This is a genomic window from Maribacter sp. UBA3344, assembly GCF_002362375.1.
Taxonomy (GTDB): Bacteria; Bacteroidota; Bacteroidia; order Flavobacteriales; family Flavobacteriaceae; genus Maribacter; species Maribacter dokdonensis.
In genome coordinates this window covers 132,669-156,696 of sequence record NZ_DERI01000005.1, presented here as the reverse complement: position 1 = coordinate 156,696, position 24,028 = coordinate 132,669, and the positions used below count along the sequence as shown (strand labels likewise).

General features: G+C 35.8%; 29 protein-coding genes. 13 read left to right on the top strand and 16 right to left on the bottom strand.

The annotated features are described in order from the left end of the window. Positions 1-433: 433 nt before the first annotated feature. From B2Z27_RS02825 to B2Z27_RS02805, 5 genes are all read left to right on the top strand, one after another. Positions 434-754, top strand: a complete 321-nt coding sequence (locus B2Z27_RS02825; protein ID WP_286812484.1) for a hypothetical protein — start codon at positions 434-436, stop codon at positions 752-754. Between the two features lie 223 nt (positions 755-977). Beyond that, positions 978-1,724: a hypothetical protein gene (locus B2Z27_RS02820; protein WP_286812483.1), complete on the top strand. Its 747-nt coding sequence runs from the start codon at positions 978-980 to the stop codon at positions 1,722-1,724. Between the two features lie 350 nt (positions 1,725-2,074). Next, positions 2,075-2,410 carry a hypothetical protein gene (locus tag B2Z27_RS02815; RefSeq protein ID WP_286812482.1) on the top strand — a complete coding sequence of 112 codons (336 nt, stop codon included), beginning with the start codon at positions 2,075-2,077 and terminating at the stop codon, positions 2,408-2,410. A 140-nt stretch (positions 2,411-2,550) separates the two neighbouring features. Next, positions 2,551-3,366 carry an AraC family transcriptional regulator gene (locus B2Z27_RS02810; RefSeq protein ID WP_286812481.1) on the top strand — a complete coding sequence of 272 codons (816 nt, stop codon included), beginning with the start codon at positions 2,551-2,553 and terminating at the stop codon, positions 3,364-3,366. A gap of 74 nt (positions 3,367-3,440) precedes the next feature. Then, positions 3,441-3,917: a VOC family protein gene (locus tag B2Z27_RS02805; protein ID WP_286812480.1), complete on the top strand. Its 477-nt coding sequence runs from the start codon at positions 3,441-3,443 to the stop codon at positions 3,915-3,917. 59 nt (positions 3,918-3,976) lie between these two features. Here B2Z27_RS02805 and B2Z27_RS02800 read toward each other — a convergent pair whose 3' ends face one another. After that, entirely contained in the window at positions 3,977-4,816 is an 840-nt protein-coding gene (locus tag B2Z27_RS02800; protein ID WP_286812479.1) for a DUF4249 family protein, read from the bottom strand. Positions 4,817-4,820: 4 nt separating this feature from the next. After that, positions 4,821-7,229, bottom strand: coding sequence for a TonB-dependent receptor (locus B2Z27_RS02795; RefSeq protein WP_414673390.1), 2,409 nt, complete (start codon positions 7,227-7,229; stop codon positions 4,821-4,823). 227 nt (positions 7,230-7,456) lie between these two features. Here B2Z27_RS02795 and B2Z27_RS02790 point away from each other — a divergent pair, with 227 nt between their 5' ends. From B2Z27_RS02790 to B2Z27_RS02780, 3 genes are read left to right on the top strand one after another with little or no spacing between them, the layout of a single operon-like run. Further along, positions 7,457-7,999 (top strand): RNA polymerase sigma factor, encoded by a 543-nt coding sequence (locus B2Z27_RS02790; RefSeq protein WP_286812478.1) that lies wholly within the window; start codon positions 7,457-7,459, stop codon positions 7,997-7,999. Continuing rightward, positions 7,999-8,538 (top strand): hypothetical protein, encoded by a 540-nt coding sequence (locus B2Z27_RS02785; protein ID WP_286812477.1) that lies wholly within the window; start codon positions 7,999-8,001, stop codon positions 8,536-8,538. Before B2Z27_RS02790 ends, B2Z27_RS02785 begins: the two co-directional genes overlap by 1 nt. After that, positions 8,522-9,610, top strand: coding sequence for a hypothetical protein (locus tag B2Z27_RS02780; protein WP_286812476.1), 1,089 nt, complete (start codon positions 8,522-8,524; stop codon positions 9,608-9,610). The genes B2Z27_RS02785 and B2Z27_RS02780 overlap by 17 nt, the downstream gene beginning before the upstream one ends. Before the next feature lie 60 nt (positions 9,611-9,670). Here B2Z27_RS02780 and B2Z27_RS02775 read toward each other — a convergent pair whose 3' ends face one another. Further along, a complete protein-coding gene (locus tag B2Z27_RS02775) occupies positions 9,671-10,678 on the bottom strand; it encodes a hypothetical protein (protein WP_286812475.1) in 1,008 nt (335 codons plus the stop codon). Between the two features lie 108 nt (positions 10,679-10,786). Next, positions 10,787-11,299: a lactoylglutathione lyase family protein gene (locus tag B2Z27_RS02770; RefSeq protein ID WP_286812474.1), complete on the bottom strand. Its 513-nt coding sequence runs from the start codon at positions 11,297-11,299 to the stop codon at positions 10,787-10,789. Between the two features lie 116 nt (positions 11,300-11,415). On the opposite strand from B2Z27_RS02770, the gene B2Z27_RS02765 reads away from it, so the two are divergent. The 5 genes from B2Z27_RS02765 (at position 11,416) to B2Z27_RS02745 (ending at position 13,918) form a co-directional block, all read left to right on the top strand. After that, complete coding sequence (locus tag B2Z27_RS02765) at positions 11,416-11,736, top strand: winged helix-turn-helix transcriptional regulator (protein WP_071342139.1); 321 nt, start codon at positions 11,416-11,418, stop codon at positions 11,734-11,736. A 129-nt stretch (positions 11,737-11,865) separates the two neighbouring features. Continuing rightward, entirely contained in the window at positions 11,866-12,534 is a 669-nt protein-coding gene (locus B2Z27_RS02760) for a hypothetical protein (protein WP_286812473.1), read from the top strand. Next, positions 12,531-12,725, top strand: coding sequence for a hypothetical protein (locus tag B2Z27_RS02755; protein ID WP_286812472.1), 195 nt, complete (start codon positions 12,531-12,533; stop codon positions 12,723-12,725). Before B2Z27_RS02760 ends, B2Z27_RS02755 begins: the two co-directional genes overlap by 4 nt. A gap of 43 nt (positions 12,726-12,768) precedes the next feature. Then, positions 12,769-13,188: a GNAT family N-acetyltransferase gene (locus tag B2Z27_RS02750; RefSeq protein ID WP_286812471.1), complete on the top strand. Its 420-nt coding sequence runs from the start codon at positions 12,769-12,771 to the stop codon at positions 13,186-13,188. After that, positions 13,181-13,918 carry a class I SAM-dependent methyltransferase gene (locus B2Z27_RS02745; RefSeq protein WP_286812470.1) on the top strand — a complete coding sequence of 246 codons (738 nt, stop codon included), beginning with the start codon at positions 13,181-13,183 and terminating at the stop codon, positions 13,916-13,918. Before B2Z27_RS02750 ends, B2Z27_RS02745 begins: the two co-directional genes overlap by 8 nt. 3 nt (positions 13,919-13,921) lie before the next feature. Here B2Z27_RS02745 and hisIE read toward each other — a convergent pair whose 3' ends face one another. The 12 genes from hisIE to B2Z27_RS02685 all read right to left on the bottom strand — a co-directional run bounded on the left by hisIE (position 13,922) and on the right by B2Z27_RS02685 (position 24,023). After that, on the bottom strand, positions 13,922-14,530 hold the full coding sequence (gene hisIE, locus B2Z27_RS02740; RefSeq protein WP_286812469.1) for a bifunctional phosphoribosyl-AMP cyclohydrolase/phosphoribosyl-ATP diphosphatase HisIE: 609 nt from the start codon (positions 14,528-14,530) through the stop codon (positions 13,922-13,924). 197 nt (positions 14,531-14,727) lie between these two features. Continuing rightward, positions 14,728-15,483, bottom strand: a complete 756-nt coding sequence (gene hisF, locus B2Z27_RS02735; RefSeq protein WP_286812468.1) for an imidazole glycerol phosphate synthase subunit HisF — start codon at positions 15,481-15,483, stop codon at positions 14,728-14,730. A 180-nt stretch (positions 15,484-15,663) separates the two neighbouring features. Beyond that, positions 15,664-16,179 (bottom strand): DinB family protein, encoded by a 516-nt coding sequence (locus tag B2Z27_RS02730; protein WP_286812467.1) that lies wholly within the window; start codon positions 16,177-16,179, stop codon positions 15,664-15,666. Next, positions 16,172-16,903, bottom strand: coding sequence for a 1-(5-phosphoribosyl)-5-[(5-phosphoribosylamino)methylideneamino]imidazole-4-carboxamide isomerase (gene hisA, locus B2Z27_RS02725; protein WP_286812466.1), 732 nt, complete (start codon positions 16,901-16,903; stop codon positions 16,172-16,174). The genes B2Z27_RS02730 and hisA overlap by 8 nt, the downstream gene beginning before the upstream one ends. 108 nt (positions 16,904-17,011) lie before the next feature. Then, positions 17,012-17,362, bottom strand: coding sequence for a four helix bundle protein (locus B2Z27_RS02720; protein WP_286812465.1), 351 nt, complete (start codon positions 17,360-17,362; stop codon positions 17,012-17,014). Between the two features lie 70 nt (positions 17,363-17,432). After that, positions 17,433-17,855: a GNAT family N-acetyltransferase gene (locus B2Z27_RS02715; protein WP_215997701.1), complete on the bottom strand. Its 423-nt coding sequence runs from the start codon at positions 17,853-17,855 to the stop codon at positions 17,433-17,435. Further along, positions 17,855-18,436, bottom strand: coding sequence for an imidazole glycerol phosphate synthase subunit HisH (gene hisH / locus B2Z27_RS02710; protein WP_286812464.1), 582 nt, complete (start codon positions 18,434-18,436; stop codon positions 17,855-17,857). The genes B2Z27_RS02715 and hisH overlap by 1 nt, the downstream gene beginning before the upstream one ends. An 83-nt stretch (positions 18,437-18,519) precedes the next feature. Then, complete coding sequence (gene hisB, locus B2Z27_RS02705; RefSeq protein WP_286812463.1) at positions 18,520-19,656, bottom strand: bifunctional histidinol-phosphatase/imidazoleglycerol-phosphate dehydratase HisB; 1,137 nt, start codon at positions 19,654-19,656, stop codon at positions 18,520-18,522. Between the two features lies 1 nt (position 19,657). Further along, positions 19,658-20,704, bottom strand: a complete 1,047-nt coding sequence (gene hisC / locus B2Z27_RS02700) for a histidinol-phosphate transaminase (protein WP_286812462.1) — start codon at positions 20,702-20,704, stop codon at positions 19,658-19,660. Between the two features lie 43 nt (positions 20,705-20,747). Then, entirely contained in the window at positions 20,748-22,031 is a 1,284-nt protein-coding gene (gene hisD, locus B2Z27_RS02695; protein WP_286812460.1) for a histidinol dehydrogenase, read from the bottom strand. 84 nt (positions 22,032-22,115) lie between these two features. Beyond that, complete coding sequence (gene hisG / locus B2Z27_RS02690) at positions 22,116-22,973, bottom strand: ATP phosphoribosyltransferase (RefSeq protein WP_058102627.1); 858 nt, start codon at positions 22,971-22,973, stop codon at positions 22,116-22,118. Between the two features lie 234 nt (positions 22,974-23,207). Further along, positions 23,208-24,023 (bottom strand): prohibitin family protein, encoded by an 816-nt coding sequence (locus tag B2Z27_RS02685; protein WP_286812458.1) that lies wholly within the window; start codon positions 24,021-24,023, stop codon positions 23,208-23,210. Positions 24,024-24,028: the final 5 nt, after the last annotated feature.

Genomic DNA, 24,028 nt, shown 5'->3' with positions numbered 1-24,028 from the left:
ATAGAGCAGTTCGGCATCGGGCAGCATGCTAAAAGTCTTTCCGGATGACAGATCCGTCGCACAATGTTCCTTCCAACTGCGTTTGTGTATGTCGATACCAATGAATAACTTAGGTGAAGCAGTAATTTGAGTGTTCATATCTTTGATTTTTAGTTCATCTTAAAGATACTCGACTTACTGCTTTTACATAGATGCTATAAAAAATAGCGCAAGCCTTTGCTTACACTAAGGTTTGGGCATTTTTGGAAAGTCGCCAAATTTTTAAATTTGACGATTTCCAATAAAAAAGATAAATAATAAAATTTAAAAATTCGGCTTGTGTTTAATCCGAAAAGTAACAGCTTATTTTCAGCGCTACTTTTCATATACGGAGCCGTTAGCTCTAATTATAAAAATCTTCACGACATTAAAAATCGTAATTTGGATTTCAATAATGGTTTTCTTTATAGGCTGTAAAAATGAAATTAAATTTGACTCTGCCGAATGGAATAAAAATGGAGTGGATTGGCAAATAACGGAATATAGAGAAAAAATGGTTTCGGACTTAATAAAAAGCGACACTCTAATCGGACTTGATAAAATCAGCGTGATTGAAGTGCTCGGAAAACCTGAAATTGAAACAGAGAAAAAATTAAAATATTTAGTGCGTGAAAAATATGAACGGAACATTGACCCGGAATACATCAAATATTTATGGGTGATATTAGACGAAAATGGAATCGCAACTAAATGTTATGTGGAAAAAACAAAATAATTGAGCTAACAAAGCCTATAATTAATACGGTCTCGTGTCTTATTTGTGAGGTTCGTTTATTTTTATAATGTCGCTAAATCTGTTGTATTTCGCTTTGACTAGAAAAAAGAAAAAACAAAACAAAAAGATTTCGCTATGTGCGTGGTGGAAAGTAAACACTAGTATACTTCCTTACTTTTCATAGCTAAAGCGTAACCAAAAAACTCAATACAAATTTCTACCAATGAATAAACTTTCTACTCAGAACTTGAAACTTTTACCGAACCCAAGAGAACTTAAAAGTATTTGCAAGTCAATTTCTGCATTGGAAGCAATAATATGTCCAGAATGGGAATACAGGTATTATTCATATCAAAAAAATTGGAGTGAAACAGAAGAATGTTGCGAAATGCGAAATGGACAGGGCGATCAAATGTTGATTTTATTTAGCAACAATGGCACCTGTATAAATGGATTTGCTCACGAAAGTGAAATGAACGGGTGGAAAAATGTCAAAATTGAAGAGAAAAAGTCTGTTATAGAAAAACTCCTCGGCTCAAAAAAAGAAAACAAAACCGAACTGATCCAGGAAATCTCAAAAGAAGTTGTTAATGATTTACCAGAGGTATTTAATGAATTTATTTTCGGAGAACCTGTAAAAAGTATCGGAACGACTTTTTGTATTTGGCAAACAAACACCGACAAGAACTGGAAAACTGGCAAGGTTAATTTACCCGAAGATGACTACAAAGATGGCTCAAGTGATTTGCTTGAACTATTAGATGGTAAACCTATGACTTATAAGAATTGGGCAGAAGAATATTACGAAGAAAATTTTGAGGAGAACAAACTTAAGTTAGAACTTGTAGAAAAAATTTATACTGGAGATACAATAACTAAGGAATTGGTTCTTAGATTAAATCCGGAATTAGATGATTTGGAACAACTAAAATCTGATTTAGACGAAATCGGATATGAGCATAACATATAAAAAACAGTTGTCTATATTGTATAACCGCAATTATGACGGATTCGGCTACGTCCAAATATACTTGGAATTACAAATGCTATTACTAAATCGGAAATTAACGCATACAAAATCGTAGCTGACTATTATACAGGGTAGTGCATATTAAAACACCTAATTATATGATGAAAACCGACCTATTTAGAGTTGTGATCAAAATTTTTGGCATTTATTGCTTTATTAATTTTTTATTTCAGTTAATACCTACTTATTCTGTTTCTTGGGGCTTCGATTCATTTAATTTTTTTTTCAGTCTTATCCAATTCGTTACCATGGGACTAATTACATTTCTCTTGTTATTTAAAACGGATACCTTGATTAAAGTTTTTAGAATTGACAAAGGATTTGACAATAAAGTAATAGTCACAAAAGATGTAAACGCAAAGGGAATTTTTAAGTTTGCTTTAATAATAATTGGGCTTTTTATGATAGTTGACAACATTTCTCAGCTCTTAACCTTCTGTTATTTGGCTTTCAAAAATCAAATTTCCGTACTCGGTATTGCCCAAACGGAAGACGCCGTACTTAATCAATATTTGGACTATAATCGTTGGATTACTTCCGGATTAAATGTTTTGATTGGAATCATAATTTTGACCAATTTCAAGTGGATTTCAGAACTGTTCATGAAACAAGAAAAAAAACAATAGGTAACATCGTGCTTTGATTATTGATGGTAAAATTTCTAATCGGAAATCCATGCCTTAAAAAAATTCGTTTTATGGAGAAATACTTGCGGACATAAGCACAAAATGATGCCAAACAAAGATTTACAAGCTATCATAAAATAATGAACTACCAAACATTTCAACCACATCAAGATTTGGAAGCTTTGGTAAGTTGTTATTGGACTTTGGAAATTCCTGCGGAATATAGTGCAGAAAGACAGCGCATAGTACCAGATGGTTGTATTGAAATGGCGTTTATTCTTGGCGATGATATTAAACGCTATACTTCGCAAGATGAATTTATACTACAACCGCGTGCCATGGTACTGGGGCAAACCCTAACACCCTTTTTTATTGAACCAACGGGCTATGTAAATACTTTTGCCATACGTTTCTACCCTTATGGCTTTGCCAATTTTGTTACTACACCCATTGAACAGTTGGCAAATAAAGAAACCCCGCTAACCTCACTTTTTGAAGCTTCCATTGTTAATGAACTGGAGCGCAGCATTATTAATGCAGAAGACACAAAACAACGCATTGCAGTTATTGAAAAATTCCTTTTAGAAAGGTTGAATGAACAATCCACCATTGATACTATTGTAAAGCAAACCGTAGATGCACTATTAACCTCAAACGGTACTGCGACTATTACCACCATTCTCAAGGAGGATTTGTCCAAAAGAAGACAATTGGAAAGAAATTTTAAAAAGCAGATTGGCGTTAGCCCTAAACAATTGGGCAAGGTCATACGATTGCAATCGGCATTAAAAATGCTACTGAACAAAGAAACGGACAGCCTTACCAAAATTGCCTATGAAAGCGACTATTTTGACCAAGCCCATTTTAATAAGGATTTTAAGGAGTTTACCGGCATTAGTCCCACAGCATTCTTAAGAAATGAACAAATGGTACTCTCTACCTTGTTCTATAAATAGCCTGCGTGTCGCATTTTTACAATTTTTTAGTTGAATACTATTTCATATTTGTATTTTACCTGTAAACACTACAAATGAAAAAGGCAATACTATTAGGTGCGGTATTATTTACTTTTTGGGGAATTAACTGCAATGCTCAAGACAAAGTAATGGATACGCATACCACTGAAAGCAAAAGCAATATGAAAAGTTTTATTTCCATTTTTGAAATTCCGGCTACGGATATTACTAGGGCGGTAAATTTTTACCAAGCTATTTTGGACATAGAAATTGAAAAGATGGAATTTCCGGAAATGCAAATGGGTATATTCCCCTATGAAAATCAAATGGTCACTGGAGTTATCATGAAAGCGGAAGGTTATACCCCTTCTGCAAACGGAATAACCATTTATTTGAATGGTGGTGATAACTTACAATCCATACTCGACAAAGTCGAAATCAATGGTGGCGAAATTATGGTGCCAAAATCGCTTCATGCAGACGAAAGCGGTTATTACGCCATATTCCTGGACTCTGAAGGCAATAAAATGGGTCTGCATTCACCAAACTAAATGAAAAACCAAGCACTAATTGCTGTAGCGCTTGGTTTTTCTATTCTTAAAAAAGACTTCTACTCTACCGTATAACTTACCTTGTTGGTTTCCGTTACCCTAAAATAGCCATGGGCATAATTATCTGGGTTGGTCGTATTTATGCAATTGCCACGAACATCTACCGGTGTAGCTTCAAAAATACCTACGCCGCCAATTTGGTCTATAACAATATCCATGTAATTATAGTAAGCTCTAGAAATACCGTTCATGGTAATGTTTACCACATCACCTGGTTGTAACGGTTGTATATCACCTTCCTCATCATCATCGATCTCATACCACCAGTCCACTTCGTTCCCGTTTATAAACTCATCATCACCTGTTTCCAAAGTAGGTAACAGGTCTTGTGGTCGTTCAAACTTAAAAAGGTAATTATCGCCTTCGTCCTCAAAATCGGTAAATACAATATGTAATTCTATTGCCTCATCATCAAACCCATCTTCCGTATCTTGGTAGATTTCGGTAATATTGGGAACAGGATTCATAGTATCTTCAGCAACATACCGTTCACCATTATACACAATTTCCAAAGTATAGGTGGCAAACAATTGAGGTTGAAAGGCACTTGTGGTATAGGTGCCATCATTCTGATCGTTAAAACGAAAAACTTCTCCCGTAGCGTTATTGGTCACAGTAACTTCCGCACCCGTAACATTGGTACTTTGAGTGTCAAAAAAAGGTGTGGACGTACGTAACGTGATCACTTGGTCATTACCCATTGTTCCTTTTTCCCAGTCTAAGGAAGCTTCTACCACCAAACGTAAGGTATCTGTTTGTACGTCAACATCTATAACATCTGTACAACCCGTAAGAATAACGGTGAACAGGGCTACTATTGGTTTTATATAATTTTTCATCGTATTAAAATTTAAAGTTATAGGTAATGGATGGTACAATTCCGAAAATAGCGGTTCTGGTAGCCTCATTTGCCCCCGTTTCTATATTTTGGCCAAAGGATACAGAAGCAGCATTTTTACGATTATAGGCGTTATAAACACCTAGTACCCACTCCCCTTTTAATTTGGCATTTGGCTTTCTGTTGGGCTTATAATTGACCGACAGATCTAAACGATGATACGCAGGTAAGCGATCGGAATTTCTATCGGAATAACTAGCAATGGAAACGCCCTCATACTCATATTGACCATTAGGATACGTAACTGGTCTACCCGTTTGAAAGACCAAATTGGTGCCAAAACTCCATTTATCATTTAATTGATAAGACCCGGATATAGAGACATCATGCGTTCTATCATAAGGAGTGTTGTACCAATTACCGTCATTAATACCCAAACCACCGGCATTACCACCGGGAGTTCGCTGCTCTGACTTGGATAGCGTATAGGAGATCCACCCCGTAAATTTACCCTCGTTCTTACGGAATAAAAGCTCTAGTCCGTACGCCCTGGAATCCCCTTTTAATATTTCGGTTTCAATGGTATTCTGTCCAATAAGATCAGAACCATCTATATAATCGATTCTATTATCGGTATTCTTATAATAAATCTCAGCCTCCATGGAATATGCCTTGTTCTTAAAATTACGGAAGTAGCCCAAGGCATATTGATTGGATAATTGCGGGTCTATGTACTGACCGCTTGGTGTCCAAACATCTAATGGCGTAGCCGAAGAAGTGTTGGATAATAGATGTATGTATTGCGCCACCCTAGAAAAGCCAGCCTTTAAAGAAGAATTGTCATTTATAGTATATGCCAATGACGCCCTAGGCTCCAAATTACCAAAGGTCTTAATGGCGTCTCCCTTTTCGTATACCGTTTCACCAATAGCTTCACCACGTTCATAAATACCTAGGTCCTCATTATAGACTACCGGTTGATTATTGGCATACTCCGTCATGGGTTGACCACCAAGTCTAGAAAATGCACTGTAGCGCAAACCGTATTGTGCAGTCAGCTTCTCCGTTAATTTATGTTCCGCATTTACATACACTCCAGTTTCCAACGCCCTTTTCTTATCCAATACCAAAGGATTGACAGATGACGTTTCGGTCGTTGGAATAATTTCCCCGGGATCAAACTCATAGTGTATGCCGCTTGCTCCAAAATCTAGCTTAAAAGCATCACTGAAGTAATACTTTAAGTCATATTTTAGATTGTAATTGGTAATGGACGACACCCAATCGAACTCCGCAGAGGTAATACCCAGCTCATAGTCATACTTACTATAAATAGCGGACAGGTTAGAAAAAAGTTTATCATTAAAAATGTGGTTCCAACGCAGGTTAGCTGTTGAATTCCCATAAGAACTACTAAAATTCTCTCCCAGCTCAAAAGCATCGCGCCCAAAATAACCGGAAAGAAAAAGTCGGTTGTTCGTATTGATCTTATAATTCGTTTTTAAGTTTAGATCGTAAAAACTTACGCTATTATCTTCCCCCGCAGCTCTTAATAACAGATCGGCATAAGAACGACGACCAGCAATTAAAAAAGAACCTTTTTCTTTAAACAAAGGCGCTTCCAGTGCCAAACGGCTAGATATGATACCTATGCCGCCCGTTGCAGCAAACCGTTTACTGTTACCGTCTTTCTGCCTAACATCTAACACCGACGACACACGCCCACCATACCTTGCCGGTATACCACCTTTATACAGCTTTACATCTTTAATGGCATCTGCATTGAAGACCGAGAAAAAACCGAACATGTGAGAAGTATTATAAATGATAGCTTCATCCAACAGAACCAGGTTTTGGTCGCCTGCACCTCCACGTACGTGAAAACCGCCGGTACCTTCACCGTTATTGGTTACCCCCGGTAGCATTTGTAGCGATTTTAAAATATCCACTTCACCCAGAACCACCGGCATTTGCTTAACCGTTTCAATGTTCATTTTGAGGACGCTCATTTCCGGTTTTCGTAATACGGCAATTTCAGATTCCTCTGCCGTTACCTCTACTTCATCTAACTTGGTAGAAACTTCAGAAATTTCAAAATTGAAGTTTTGGTTTCTGTTCAGGTTTACATCTTGCTTAACATCACCATATCCCATGTAGGTAATTAGTAAACGATAAGATCCTTCTGGCGCGGTCAACGAATAAAATCCGTATTCATTGGTAACCACCCCAATACTTGTACCCTCTAAAAAGACAGATGCCCCAAAAAGAGTTTCTCCGTTGTCAATGTCGGTAATTTTACCACTAATGGTATAATTTTCTTGGGCATGCAATTGAATGCCCGCAAATAGTAACATAAGCACTGCCATACGTTTTAGCTGCCTTATGCACACTTGTTGTTTTTGTTTTTTAATCATGTTATTTATTTAATTGATTGATGAACATTACTAATTGACAACATAATTTGTAAAAGGTTGCACAGTAGATAAAGTTTTATCACAATGGTAACATTCGCCCCTTTAGATCGTACTAACTTACAAGTCTATTAGTTTCAAATAAATTGTAGCAAAATGCAACTATCTAAAAAATTGGTTGTCTTTATCATAGAAACCAATTTTAGAGTACAAATAACCACCTAAATTCATTGGAAACCGAAATTCGTTTTACGCATCGATCCCTTGTTGAGCGCAGCAAGACTGGCGATAGAACCTCGCAGTATCAACTGTACGAGCTCTATGTTGATGCCATGTACAACGTTAGTATGCGGTTTTTGGGAATTAAGGAAGATGCCGAAGATATTGTGCAAGATAGTTTTGTAGATGCTTTCAAAAACCTGGATAGGTTTAAATATGAGTCTTCTTTTGGTGCTTGGTTAAAACGTATTGTCATTAATAAGAGTATTAACCATTTAAAGGTAAAGCGGCTACCGCTTACCTCTATGGATGAGCATGAATACCACCTAACCTATGAAGTGGAGATTGAAAAAGTGGATGCCATGGATATTTTAAAAGTGAAATCTGGTATTGAAAAACTTCCATTAGGGTATAAGCAAATAATAAACCTATACCTATTGGAAGGATATGATCACAATGAGATTAGTGATGTCTTGGGCATAACCAAATCTACCTCAAAATCACAATATCACAGAGCAAAAAAGAAATTAGTAGAAATTATAAACGGATTGTAATGGATCAATTTGAAAAACATATACGGGATAATAAAGCGGTCTTTGATGATCACAAGGCAGACCGTGCAAAAATGTGGGCAAATATTGCAGCGCAATTAAACGAAAATCCACCAAAGATGGTACCACTCTGGAAATCGCCCATGGTACGTATTGCTGCCAGTATAGTAATTCTGCTGGGAATTACCGGAATTGTTGGGCTTACCTTCTTTGGCAACCCCAATACACCAACCCATTATGTCTCTAAGGAACTACAGGATATAGATATGCATTACAAAGGTTTGGTAACCTACCAAGTACAATTAGTGCAAAACAACAATCAATTAACAGCGGCAGATAAAGAAGAGTTTCTGTCATTTATGATAGAGCTTGATGCCGAATATGAGCAACTAAAATTTGAAATGCAGAACAATCTAGATAATGAACAGGTTTTGGCAGCCATTGTTTCCAATTATAGAAAGCGCATAGAACTCATTGAAAATCTATTGCAGCAGCTAAACGAATCTAAAATTAAAGAAGACGATTATGGATATACTTTGTAAAAAGCTTAAGCTTTTCGCCTTGGCGATGCTGCTTGGTTTTACAGCCTTGGCACAAGAAAAGGTATCTAAGGATATCTCTAAAACCTACCCTTTTACCAACGCAGGAGAGCTTCATTTGGAAAATAAATACGGTGATATCAATATCTACGGATGGGTCAAGAATGAAGTCTCCATCACCGTCAATATTACGGTGACCGATAAGAAAAGGGAAAACGCCCAAGAGCTCTTGAATAGAATAAAACCTGTAATAAGACATAGCGATAAATTAATATCCGTTAACTATGAAATAGCGGATAAGAACTCCGGATTTTTCTCTAACCTTTTTGAAAAAGCCAATCCGTTCGATTTTGACCGAAGCAATGTGCAAATTGATTATAAGGTTTACGTGCCCCAAAAAGTTGAACTAGAGGTCATCAATAAATTTGGCGATGTTTTTATTGAAGATTGGGTAGGTATATTAATGGCAGATGTACAGCATGGAGATATGTGGATAAGCGATAATTTGAACAAAGCGGATGTAAGCATCAAATATGGAAAGCTTAGGGCAAAAAATATCAATTATGCCAATATAGATATTACCAATGGCGGTTTGGATATGGACCATGCGAATACCATGAGACTTAATAGCAGCGGCAGCAACATAGAAATACACCAAGTAGAATCCCTTGAATTTTACTCTAATAAAGATGAAGTTGATATACGGGAGATAGGTACACTTTACGGCAATCTTAAATTTAGTAAACTACGCTTACATCGCCTTAAAAAGGATATTGATTTGAACTTAAAAATTTCAGATTTATGGGTAAAGAATATCCTTTCTGCAACGTCTAAAATAAGCTTGGAGCAGGAATCATCTGAAATACACATCAATGTTATTAACTTTCCACATGTCTTCTCTGCAACTTTAGAAGAAGGTTTGGTCAGATTGCCAAAATCATTTCATGACGTAGATTCCAAAATGTTGGACAAGGGCAAAAAGTTACGTGAAATAAAGGCGAAATATGGTAAAAAAGGACAAGGACATATTTCTATTTCAGGTAAAAAAGGGGTTGTTCTAATAAAAGAAATTTAATACATGTACCGTTACTACATGAAGATTGATGAAATGGTAAAACCGTACCATAACAAACCGTTAATTTGCATATTTGCCTTCTGAATAAGCTGATAAAATACTACTGTTAGGGGTTTTACAGTTTTGTGGAAAGTCAGAAAAATAAATACATTTTGGCAATCCGTTATCAAATGTAATACGAACAGATCCCCTACTGTTTCCACCAAAACCGGAATAGCTGTAATTAGCGCTAAGTTCTCTAGGTCTGCCTTGACTATCCTTAGTGGAAGAATACACATTTGTAATACTACCGGCAGTGTATTTATTAAATGCCCAAGTCTTTGCTTGGTCATATACCAAGTCATCTATTAATTTGTTGAAATTTTGTGCACCAGTTGGTCCGCCAGTTTTTTTCATGGTAGTATACTTGCTGGCTTGTTGCATTCTAATGGATGCCTTATTTCTTGCAAACAATTCTAAATTTTCATCGAACCGTTTTAAGGCTTCGCCATTACAAGCGTTCATCTGAAACAGTTTTACCATATCATTATTTAAACCTTTAGTTTTATGAATCATATCTACAGAATTCCCTATACTATTTGGGTTGGTAATCATATCCATCATGGTATTCAATCCTTTTGAACGTTGTATTTGATCCACTACGGCATAAGCATCATATAATTCTGGTTTGGCGTACAAACCACTACCAACCCAAGTATACTCTACGCATACTCTGCTAACAACATCTCCCCAGCCATTTTTTGTAACCTCCTCGGTCTTACAGACCTGATTCAAAATTTCAACTTTATCCGCTGGCAAATAGCGATCACAATTACCACCGTAGGCACGTAAATATTTATCGAAAATGGTTAAAAATATCATGTCATCTCTTTTAATCTCTAAATTTTCAAAATGACCACGATAAATATTGTCATAAAACTCGGCAAAGTATAGTCCATCTGTTTTCAGCTCAGCTTCGTCAAGAGCTGCAGAATCAAAATTTTGGGCGTCGTTACTGGAAAGAGAAACAAATAAAAGCCAGATTATACTAATAAGAAATAAACGGAAGATTTGAACAGATAATTTCATGGTTGTGAGTTATTTTAAAATGAAACAGTCTGAGGGAAAGGTAAATATATACAAAATGCGATTGACAATCAATAGATTGCAATCGCATTTATCAACATTTAAGAATGACTATTCTGAATATGCGCCAGAAGAATAGGTTAGTTCATAACTGTGCGTGTATACTTCAAAAACAATCCCGAAAGGGTCTTCAACATAACACATTTTATAGGGTTTGTCATTTGGGTAGTATGAACGTATAGGCATACGCTGTTTGCCTCCATGCGCCACAATTTTAGCGACCAAATCTTCTATATTTGGGTCTTGAATACAAAAATGAAATAATCCTGTATTAAACGGATTAAATTCCGGTGCTTCTTTAACCCCATGAGGAAAAGAGAACAATTCTACACCTATACCATCTGAGGTAGACATATGTGCAATTTCAAACTCTTCCCAGTCATCACCAAACACATCAATACACATTAAACCGATCGCTGTTTCTTTTTCTTTTTTAATTTTTGATGGTTTCATGATAACATACCAGCCCATTACTTCTGTGTAAAATTCCACCGCTTTCTTTAAGTCCGGTACTGTAATGCCAATATGCGAAAATGATTTTGGGTATTCTTTATTCTTATCCATAGTTCTAATTTTACTACAAAATAAATCTATATTTGCCTTATGGACAATAACTTACCTAAAAGTGCTATAGTTACCAAAAAGAGTAAAATATTGATTTTCAAATAATTAAATTTTAAATGAATACTAAAAAATATTGCCCGTTAGACCATACGATGAATCTAATTGGTACCAAATGGAAACCTATTGTACTTTTTCATTTATTGGATGGCGCTTTACGATCGGGAGTATTACAGAAAAAAGTGCCGGGAATATCCAATAAAATGTTTACACAAACCGTGCGCGAATTGGAAAAAGATGGCTTGGTAGAACGTATAGTGTATCCTGTTGTACCACCAAAAGTAGAATATGGTTTGACCGAACGTGGAAAATCCCTTAAAACTATTTTACTTAGTCTTGACTCATGGGGAGCCAATGACACCTCTAATAAGCTAGTTTAAAAGCAATTAGAGGTATGTTTACACAACAAAATGTAGAATTTTGGGTTTTATCTAAAAAATAATGGTTTTTGGTGCAACTATTTGTTGCTTAGGTTGTCTATTAGATAATCAATCAAAAATCGAACAGTAATGAAACCACTTCAATTTAGCCTTCTATTGTTTTTATTTCTGTCCGCCATGTGTAGCTACGGACAAGAGGAAACTGATGAATACCTTGAATTTAACGATCGCAACAACGTAGTACATGGCGTCTATGTTGGTATTCATATGGGCTTAGGAGAAGTTGAAAATGAAAGGGTCTATTTGGGGGGATTAAAAATTGCCTATGTTGCCAATCAACAATTCGAAGTTGGATTTGCTGCCAATTTTTTATATTCCGAACAAGATATCTTTAACAATACACTCTCTAGATATGAAGATTTAATTGCTGTTTATGGCGGGTTACATTTAGAACCCATATTGTTCAGTAAGAAAAGAATTAATTTAAGTTTTCCGTTGTTGCTTGGAGCCGGTGCCGTAGGTTACGTGGATGCAAAATATAGACACGACGACAATTTTGAAGAGGAACTTACCGAAGATGATTTTGACGAAGTATTTGTTGCCGAACCGGGAATAAATGCTCTTTTTAATATCTCTAGATACTTACAACTAGAAGCAGGGGTGAAATATCGATTTTCTAGTAAAATAGAATTGCCACCCACCAGAATTTCTAGAATTAATGGCTTTTCAGCCGGTATAGGCATTAAAGTTGGCATATTTAATATGGGACGTAACCGTTATAAGAAAAACGTGCAATGATCAACAGAAGAAAATCAAAAAAGCATTACGCTAAAAAAGGTATAGACACGCAACACGTATTCACTGAAAACAATCAGGTTTTCGTTAAGAACAAAGCTTCATACAAGGCAAATCCAAAAAGTGAATGGTCACCGATAACTTTTAAATGGGTGTCAATTGAAAAAGTTCAAGATTGTTTAGTACTTGAATAATCCAGAACCTAGTTATATTTGAGGACAAGCATACACCATGCCAATGACCACAAAAATAATTGAGATTTCTGCCGCAGACACACTACCTATAAGACATTTGGTTATGTGGCCAAATCAACCATTGGACTACGTAAAGCTTCCAAAAGACCATGAAGGTCTGCATTACGGACTATTTATAGACCACAAACTTATATCGGTAATTTCTTTATTTATTAATGGCGATGAAGGTCAATTTCGAAAATTTGCTACGTTAGAAGACTACCAAGGAAAAGGCTATGGAAGCTTGTTATTAGAAGAAATAATGCACATTGCGAACACAAAAAAAATGACAAAGATTTGGTGTAATGCCAGACAGAACAAAAGCACCTTTTACACCAAATTCAAAATGCACAAAACCAATAAAACCTATGTGAAAGGAGGAATAGATTTCGTAATCATGGAAAGAACTTTTGAATATGAGTAAAGAGTATGACCAAATAACAGCCTTGCATTACGCAGCTTATAGACCTTCCTTACATGAAGATATTTTAAAAACGTATCTTCCTACTACCCCTAAAAGTAATTATGGATTAGACATTGGTTGCGGTACTGGGCAATCTGCCATAGCCCTATCCAAATTTTGCAATACGGTAGTTGGTGTTGACCCTAGTAAGGAGATGATCAAAAAGTCCATTAAACACACTGGCGTTAGCTATGAGTCAATGGAAACCAAAACCCTGAACTTTGACAGTGATAGGTTTGATATCCTTACGTTTGCAGGGTCATTATTTTATGCAAAATCTCAAGAACTACTAGATGAATGCATAAGGGTATCAAAAGCTAATTCCCTCATCATAGCTTATGATTTTGAAATTCTTTTGACAGATATATTAAAACTGCTTGGCGTAGGTACAGAAACAGATTTTACTTCTGACTATGATCATGAAATCAACTTTTCTGGACTACATACCACGAACGTACATTTAAATAGCCAGTATCAACAGTCAATTCGCTTGGATATCACAGTAGCCGATTTAGCACATGTGTTGTTGTCCTCTAAAAACGACTACATAACAATGGCAAATACTTTTGGAACAGAAAATTTATTTGAAAAGCTACAACAAGAATTAGAAAACAAGTTGAATACAACCCATACTACAATAAAAGCAAACACATTTTTAAGCGCATATACGGTAAAAAAATATGGGTTGTAAAGATTATTTTTTACGTTTCATCAATTCAGCCTCAATATCTTTTAGTGTAAAACCTTTTGCTTGTAAGAGCATTAGATAATGAAACAATAGATCGGCACTTTCGTACAAGAAAAGCTCATCATTATTATCCATAGCCTCAATTACAGTTTCAACGGCCTCCTCTCCCACTTTCTGGGCTACTTTATTAATGCCTTTTGCAAATAAGGAAGCTACATATGATTTTTCTCCATCGGCATTCGTACGTCTTTGTTCAATAGTTGATTCCAATTCAGAGAAGAACCCAAAGTTTGAATCATTGCTTTCTTTCCAACAAGTATCGGTACCTGTATGGCATGTAGGACCTATTGGATTTACCATTATTAGTAAAGAATCTTGATCACAATCATTTTTAATGGATACCAAATTTAGAAAATTACCACTTTCCTCACCTTTGGTCCACAATCGGTTTTTAGTTCTACTAAAGAAAGTAACCTTACCCGTTTCGGTGGTCTTACTAAGGGCTTCAGCATTCATGTAGCCCAACATTAGTACGTTTTTAGTACGTGCATCTTGTATGATTGCAGGTATCAATCCGTCATTTGTTTTATTCCAATCCGGTGTTTTAAACTCCATATGTATTGTATTCTAATTTTTTTTATTTTTTCTAAGTCTTTAGTTCTGTCTAGGTCACTGAGCGTAGCCGAAGTGAAAATTCGTGTTACAAAGCCTTCGACTGCGCCCAGGGTGACATTCTATCTAATGTCAGTCACTGTCACCTGTTACTGAAAACTGTAACCACCTACTAACCACTTAGCGACTACTTATTGAAACTAAACCCTCACAGGAATTCCGTTCTCCTGTAATTCAAGTTTCAGTTCCTGAATCCCTATTTCCTTAAAATGAAAAACACTTGCCGCCAAAGCTGCATCTGCTTTTCCTTCTATAAAAGTATCTGAAAAATGCTGCATATTACCTGCACCACCAGAAGCGATAATGGGTATGTTCAATTCTGTGGACAATCTTGCCAAAGCTTCATTGGCAAAACCATCTTTGGTACCATCATTATCCATTGATGTAAATAGAATTTCACCAGCACCGCGCTCTTCAACTTCCTTAGCCCATTCAAACAACTTACGCTCTGTAGGTACTTTTCCACCCACTAAATGCACGATCCACTCTCCATCTATCTGTTTGGCATCAATAGCCACCACAATACACTGTGAACCAAATTTAGCCACTAATTCGTTAATCAATTCCGGATTCTTAACTGCCGATGAGTTTATAGACACTTTATCGGCACCATTTTGCAATAGAACATCTACATCTTCTACAGAGGAAATACCGCCACCAACGGTAAATGGGATATTCACTTTTTCTGCAACTCTGTATACCAAATCAGCCAATGTTTTGCGTTTTTGTTCCGTTGCAGAAATGTCTAAAAAGACCAATTCATCTGCCCCTTCTTTACTGTAAATTTCAGCAAGTTCAACAGGGTCGCCGGCATCACGTAAATCAACAAAATTCACGCCTTTAACCGTTCTACCGTCCTTTATATCCAAACAAGGAATTATTCTTTTTGCAAGCATTTTTTTTTTTTAAGTATTAAGTACTAAGTAATTAGTACTAAGTTTTTTATAATAATTATTTTATTCTAACATCAAGTTACTTTTTATAGCTATCCAAAATATATAACTTAGTACTACGCACTTTGTACTTGACATTTGATACTTTGTACTTATTACTCTGTACTCTGTACTTTTTTCAAGTTATTTATTTTTTATATTCAAATCTACACCGTCATAAAAGCCAAGGTCCTTATTCTTCAGCTGTTTTACCCAAAAGGCTATTTGCCCAGTATGATATGAGTAGTGTTCTACCACATGGAGAATAATACCTATTCCAGAAAAAGAAAATCCCTGTACCGAACGTTTTTGAACCAATTGAGCTGTTGAAGCATCAAAAATGATTCTTTTTGCCGAGTCTAGCACATCATCCAACTTATTTAGCAATTCTTCTTTGGTGTAACCACCGGTAGCAGCAAACTCTGCATCACGATTTCTTGTGTCTTCATTTTCTCCTAAAGACGATATGGCGTATTGCGATATATTACCACACAAATGAAGAATTAAATTTGCAATGCTATTTAAAGAAGCGTTCGGTTTTTGCCATACTTCTTCTTCAGAAATATCAGCAAGACTTTTCTTGATCATACGTGTACTTTCATCTATACGATACAAGGCATTTTGCTTTAGCTCTTCAATAATTTGAAATTCCTTATCCATTGCTTAAAATATAAGATTCCAACTGTTTTAAACTAATTCTATTCTCGTAAATAGCCTTACCTATAATTGTCCCTTCACAACCCATTTCGGCTAGTTTAGGTAACTCATCAAAAGTAGATATTCCGCCGCTGGCAATCAGTTTAATTCCAGATTCCGTTGAACTGATAATTTTTGAGTATAAATTAAAAGACGGACCTTCTAACATACCATCCTTGCTAATATCCGTACAAATTACGTATTGAATTCCCTTTACTTGGTACGATTGTATAAAAGGAATCAACTCTTCTTTAGATTCTTCTAACCAGCCCGAAACAGCTACTTTTTCATCCATAGCATCGGCTCCCAATATTATTTTATCGGAACCATGCTTTTCTATCCAACCCATAAATGTTTCAGAATCCTTAACTGCAATACTACCACCCGTAATTTGCTTGGCACCACTTTCAAAAGCGATACGTAAATCTTCATCCGTTTTTAATCCGCCACCAAAATCAATCTGTAGCCCGGTTTTGGTTGCAATTTGCTCTAGTACTTTATGGTTCACAATATGCTTAGATTTTGCACCATCTAAATCCACTAAATGCAAGTGTTCTATTCCGTGTGCTTCAAACTCTTTGGCAACTTCTAACGGGTTTTCATTGTATATCTTCTTGGTATCATAATCCCCTTTAGAAAGGCGTACACACTTACCGTCTATGATATCTATGGCTGGTATTATTCTCATTTTAATAGTTGTATTAAGTCTTTAGTATTAAGTAAAAAGTACAAAGTATTAAGTCCTTAGGAATAAGTTATTACTAAATTTCATACATCTTACTAATGTTAACTATCATTATTCTAAGCTTTTTTGTAAAGCATAATTCATGTTCTTAATTTCTTGGCATAACACCAAGGCATTATTTATATCTGTTTCTAGTAAAAATTTCAAGTTTACAGTTAGTATTAATTGTGTTTCAAGTTCTGTGGTTGAGCCATTTGCAATACTAAGAAAATGGGCGAATTCTTTATTCGAATTTCTACCTGCTCCCTCTGCAATGTTTGATGGTATAGAAACACTACATCTTTTAATTTGAGAAGTCAATCCAAATTTTTCATCATCCGGTAATTTCTTTGATAAGAAATAAATTTCCTCAACAAGCTGCATCCCTTTTTTCCAAATATGGAGTTCTCTATAATTATTCATCCACGTAATACTATGTACTTTGCATTTTGCAATCTTTACTTAATACTTAATACTCTGTACTTTTCACTAACTATTCTAAAATTTGTTTATCAACAGACATCCACAATGCTGAATCTCCTATTTTATTAAATCCGTAACGCTCATACATTTTATGGGCATCCTTAGTTTTTAATGCAAGTGTTTTTAGGTTTTTTATGATTGGGTCTTCTAACATAAAGGCTACCAATTTTTTACCGTAACCCTTACCTTGGAATTTATCAAGGATAATGACATCCATAAAATATCCAAAATAAATGTAGTCGGTTACTACCCTGGCAAAACCAATTTGTTCATTCTCAGTGGTATAAATACCAAAACAGTACGAATGTTCAATAGTTGTCTTTACATCATCAATAGTCCTATTATTTCCCCAATAAGAATTTGCGATAAACTCCTGTATGGCTTCTACGTTTAATAGACTTTTATCTTTGGAAATAAAGTAATTCGGCTTCATTACATTTTTAAAAAGTTCTCTAAAATTTTCTCGCCAACATCACTAGATTTCTCTGGGTGAAACTGCGTACCGTAAAAATTTTCTTTTTGTAATGCTGCGCTATAGTTGAGTCCGTATGAACATTCAGCTATAGTTTCGCTACACAATGGGGCATAAAAGCTATGAACCAAGTAAATATGCTCATTCTCAGCAATGGAGCCAAACAAACCTGATTTTAGGTTCGATATTTGATTCCAACCAATTTGGGGAACCTTTACGCTAGTATCAAATTTAATGACATCAACATCAAAAATGCCCAATCCTTTGGTATTCCCCTCTTCAGATGAATTACACATTAATTGCATGCCTAAACAAATACCTAAAACAGGCTGTTTTAAGGTTGGTATTATGCTATCTAGACCACTATTCAACAGCATTTTCATAGCACTGCTTGCCTCGCCTACTCCCGGAAAAATTATTTTATCGGCATTTTTTATTTCCTCGGCATCGCTACTTAAAACAGCATCAAAACCTAACCTTTTGATGGCAAATTTTATGCTCTGTATATTTCCGGCGCCGTAATTTATGATAACAATTTTCATTAAAACTAGTATTAAGTACTCAGTTTAAAGTACAAAGTAAATCTTAGAACGATTTAATACTTTATACTTAATACTTTGTACTATTATAGAACTCCTTTAGTACTTGGTAACACCATCTTTTCTACATCTCTTTTTACCGCCATTTTTATGCTTTTTGCAAAAGCTTTGAATATAGCTTCTATTTTATGATGTTCGTTGGTACCTTCGGCTTTAATGTTCAAGTTGGCTTTTGCTCCGTCCGTGAACGATTTAAAGAAATGGTGAAACATTTCCGTTGGCATATCGCCTACCATTTCACGCTTAAAGTCTGCATCCCATACTAGCCAATTTCTGCCACCAAAATCAATGGCGGACTGCGCCAAACAATCATCCATAGGCAAACAGAATCCGTAGCGTTCTATGCCTAATTTATTCCCTAAGGCATTATGAAAAACTTCACCTAAGGCAATACCGGTATCTTCAATAGTATGGTGTTCATCAACTTCTAAATCGCCATCAACCTTAATGGTTAAATCCATTTGCCCATGACGAGCCAATTGGTCTAGCATATGGTCAAAAAATGCCAATCCGGTTTTAATATCACTTTTACCGGTACCGTCTAAGTTCAATTGTATGGCAATATCGGTTTCATTGGTCTTTCTATGAATTTCAGCCGTTCTATCATTCAGCTTTAAAAACTCATATATCTTTTCCCAATCATTACTTTCAATAGCAATATGGCTATCTAATTCGTCACGTTTTACTGTGATTTCACCAGTCCCAAGATTCGTATTATCGTTAATGAAAATCCCTTTAGAACCTAAGTTTTTAGCCAATTCCATATCCGTTAATCGGTCACCGATCACAAAGGAATTCTCCAGATCATAATCCTCGGAAAAATATTCGGTCAATAATTCGGTGCCAGGTTTTCTAGTGTCGGCATTTTCATGGGGAAAAGTACGGTCAAGAAAAACCTTATCAAAAACAACGCCTTCATTCTCGAAAGACTTAAGAATGAAATTATGAACCGGCCAAAAGGTATCCTCTGGAAATACATCTGTACCCAATCCGTCTTGGTTGGTAATCATGACCAATTCATAATCCAATTCTTTCGCTATTTTACCTAAATATGTAAATGCCTTAGGATAGAAAATCATTTTCTCAAATGCATCGATCTGCTCATCTACAGTTTCTTTAATAATTGTACCGTCTCGGTCTATAAATAGTACTCTTTTTTTCATATTAGTTTGATAGTGCTCTTAAAGCGGTAATTACAATAATATTTTCTTCTGATGTACCCACGGTAAATCTAAGCGTATTCTCGCATAAGGGTTGCGTAGTTCGGTTACGTACAACGATACCTTTTTCCAATAATTGAGTATAACGTAGTGTTGCATCATCAACTTTAGCCAAAATAAAATTAGCATCGGTAGGATAAATGGTAGAAACAAAAGATATGGTTTTCAATGTTTCGATCAGTTTTTCACGCTCTGCAAGAATGGAAGCAACTTCTGTTTGCACGGCCTTTTGGTCAGACACTCTTTCAATAGCCTTGTCTTGGGTAAGCTGATTGACATTATATGGCGGTTTAATTTTATTGATTACCGCGATAATCTCCGGAGATGCCAAACATATACCCAGACGAATACCTGCCATACCATAAGCTTTTGATAAGGTCTGAGTAACAATCAAATTAGGGTAATCTGCTAATTTAGATGTCCAGCTTTCTTCGGATGAAAAGTCGATATACGCTTCATCGATAACTACTAGCCCATTAAAAGAATTTAAAAGCTCTTCAATAATTGCAGTAGAGAAACTATTGCCTGTAGGATTATTTGGAGAACATATAAACAACAATTTTGTATGCTCATCAATTTCCTTTGTAATTTCTGCAATATTCGGCTGAAATGCAGTAGTCAGTAATACTTCTCTATTTTCGACTAAATTGATACCCGAAAGTACCTTGTACATACCGTATGTAGGCGGCAATGTGATAATATTATCCTGTTTAGGCTCACAGAAAGCCCTGAACAATAGATCCAATACTTCATCACTACCATTACCTAAAAGTATGTTTTCTTCCATAATACCTTTCTGTGCAGCTAGAATTGTCTTTAAGCTACGTTGTTGTGGATCAGGATATCTATTGACTCCGTTTTCAAACGGATTTTCATTAGCATCTAAGAAAACCATAGTAGAACCATCGGACACATATTCGTCACGTGCAGAAGAATATGGACTTAAACCCTTAACATTTTCCCTTGTAATATTGTTTAAATTGAAACTCATTAGTTCAACATTGAATTGGTCATTCAGCATAGCCAAAATGACATTATTTTAAACTGTTTAATCTTAAGGTCACAGCATTCTTGTGAGCCTGCAAGCCTTCTGCTTCAGCCATTAGCTCAATTGCCTTACCTATGGTTTGGATACCTTTTTCATTTATCTTTTGAAAGGTCATACTCTTCATAAAACTATCTAAGTTTACACCGCTATATTGCTTGGCATAACCATTGGTAGGTAAGGTATGATTGGTACCCGATGCATAATCCCCGGCACTTTCAGGCGTATAATTTCCTATGAACACTGAACCTGCATTTTGGGTGTTGTCAATGTAGAAATCTTCATTTTCTACACAAACAATGTAATGTTCCGGTCCGTATTCATTTATTAAATCAATAGCATCTTGATCGTTATCAACATAAATTAATTTACTATTTGAAATTGCCTGCTTTGCGATTTCCTTCCGTGGCAATTCTTCTATTTGAAGGGCTACTTCCTTCTCTACAGCATTGATCATCTCTTTAGAAGTAGAAACCAAAATTACCTGACTATCCACTCCGTGTTCAGCCTGACTCAATAAATCTGAAGCAACAAAGGCGGCGTTTGCAGAGTCATCTGCAACGACCAATAATTCTGAAGGACCTGCCGGCATATCTATGGCTACACCATATTTAGTGGCAATCTGTTTGGCGACGGTTACATACTGGTTACCCGGTCCAAATATTTTATACACCTGAGGAATAGTGGCTGTACCAAAAGTCATTCCTGCAATAGCCTGTATACCACCTACTTTTACTATTTTGGTGACACCGCATAAATTTGCCGTATATAGAATAGCCGGGTTTAGTTTACCCTCCTTATCCGGTGGAGAGCACAATACTATTTCTTTACAGCCAGCTATAGCTGCAGGCACGGCCAACATTAAAATTGTTGAAAACAAAGGTGCCGTACCCCCAGGGATATACAATCCTACCTTCTGTATAGGTCTTTTCTCCTGCCAGCAAGACACTCCCGCAGCAGTTTCAACTTCAATACGCTCGGTTTTTTGAGCTTTATGAAATACCTCTATATTAGCTTTTGCAAGCTTTATAGCTTCTTTCAAATCATCTGAAACCAATTTTTGAGCCTCTTCAATTTCGGTCTTTGACACAAGCATATTTTCCAAGACCACCTTATCAAATTGTTCGGTATACTTTTTAATGGTATCGTCACCATTTGATCGTACTTCTTCAAAAATACCATTCACCAAACCTTCAATATCAGCAACGGTTTGCGTAGGTCGTTTTAAAACGTTGTTCCAATCTACTCTCTTTGGATTATATATTTTGTTCATTATTTATTTAGTTGTTCGTTGATGATTGTTCGATTGAACATTTTCAACTAATATCAATTCCAAATAATACTACTTAATACTATTTTACAATACCATCTTTTCAATTGGACAAACCAAGATACCTTCTGCACCGGCTTTTTTTAATTCATCGATCACTTCCCAAAAAGTATCTTTATTAATTACGGTATGCACAGAACTCCATCCAGCATCAGCTAAAGGTAAAACTGTAGGACTCCTCATGCCCGGTAATAATTTTAAAATACCTTCCAATTTTTCATTAGGTGCATTCAACAAGACATACTTTGAAGCTCTTGCACGTAAAACCGATTGAATTCTGAATTGTAGTTTTTCAAGCAATTCTCTTCGCTCGTTAGATATTTTAGGAGAAACCGCCAACACCGCCTCACTAGTAAGCATTACTTCTACTTCTTTCAAGTTATTCTTGAATAAAGTACTACCACTAGATACAATATCACAAATGGCATCTGCAAGTCCAATATTGGGCGCTATTTCAACAGAACCGTTAATAATGTGCAGGTCTGCCTTAACCCCTTTATCCTTCAAATAGTTAAGTACTGTATTTGGGTAGGAAGTAGCAATGCGTTTACCCTCAAAATCCTTTACCGAATTATATTTAACGGATTTTGGTACGGCCAAGGAAACTTTACATTTAGAGAAGCCCAATTTTTCTGCAATGGAAATATCTTCTCCTTTTTCGATCAATACATTTTCTCCGATAATAGCAATATCCACTACACCATCTCTTAAATACTGCGGGATGTCACCATTTCTTAGATAAAAAACCTCCATTGGAAAATTTCTTGAAGATGCTTTTAATTGATCTTTGCCGTTATCAATTGAAATTCCGCAGTCTTTTAAAATTTGAAGGGATTCCTCATTAAGTCTTCCCGATTTCTGAATAGCAATTCTAATTTTAGTCATTGTTTTAATTTAATGCTTGGCAACCAAAAGAGATTTAAATACAAAACCCGTTTGATTGCTCAAACGGGTTTTTAAATATGTTGTTCTACTACAATACATTCCTACCTCGCCTGAGCGTGTGTATGAATATGATGATGTGTAGTTCTGTTTTTCATTCTGTTGTAAAAGTAAAAGGTATTTTTCATTTCGCAAAACAAAAGTTTAAAATGAAACAAAAATAATGTTCTACGTGTTTTAGTTATTACCTAAAATTAAAGGAAGACCAGATTCACCACCACCAACTACAATCACCTTGGTATTGGGAGATTCAGAAAGCTTTAGCGTTGCATCAATACCTTTGTCCTGTAAAATTTTATCAGTCAAGGATGCACTTAAAATTTTATTGGCATCGGCTTTACCTTGCGCCTCAATCGTTACTTTTTCAGCTTCTTTTCTAGCGGTCACTAAACGAAACTCATATTCCAATGACTCCTGTTCTTGACGTAACTTTCTTTCAATAGCCTCTTTAATTGTTGGTGGTAAGGTTACATCACGCACCAATATTTCGTTTAGTTGAATATATTCGTCATCTACAATTTTTTTGGTCTCCTCAAAAATCTCAGCTTGTATAGCATCTCTTTTACTGGAATATAATTGCTCCGGCGTATAACGACCAACTACAGATCTAGCCGCCGATCTAATGGTAGGCAACAAAACTCGTTGTACATAGTCTTCACCTTTCTCTTGATGTAACTTCCCAAGATCATTATATTTTGGCTGAAACCATGCTGAAGCATCTAATTTGATATCCAATCCGTTACTAGAAAGCACATTCATTTTTTCAAAAACCTCTTGCTGTCTAACTTCATAAACAAAAACTTTATTCCATGGAGCAACAATATGAAATCCTTCACCTAAAGGCGGTTCATCTGTAACTACACCATCTCCAAATGTTTTATACAATACGCCAGCTTCACCAGAACCAATGGTGACCGTAGATTTAGAAAACATTATTACTAGTATTATTAAAACAAATATTGCAGGTAATGCAATTTTAGGTAATTTATCCATTAGTG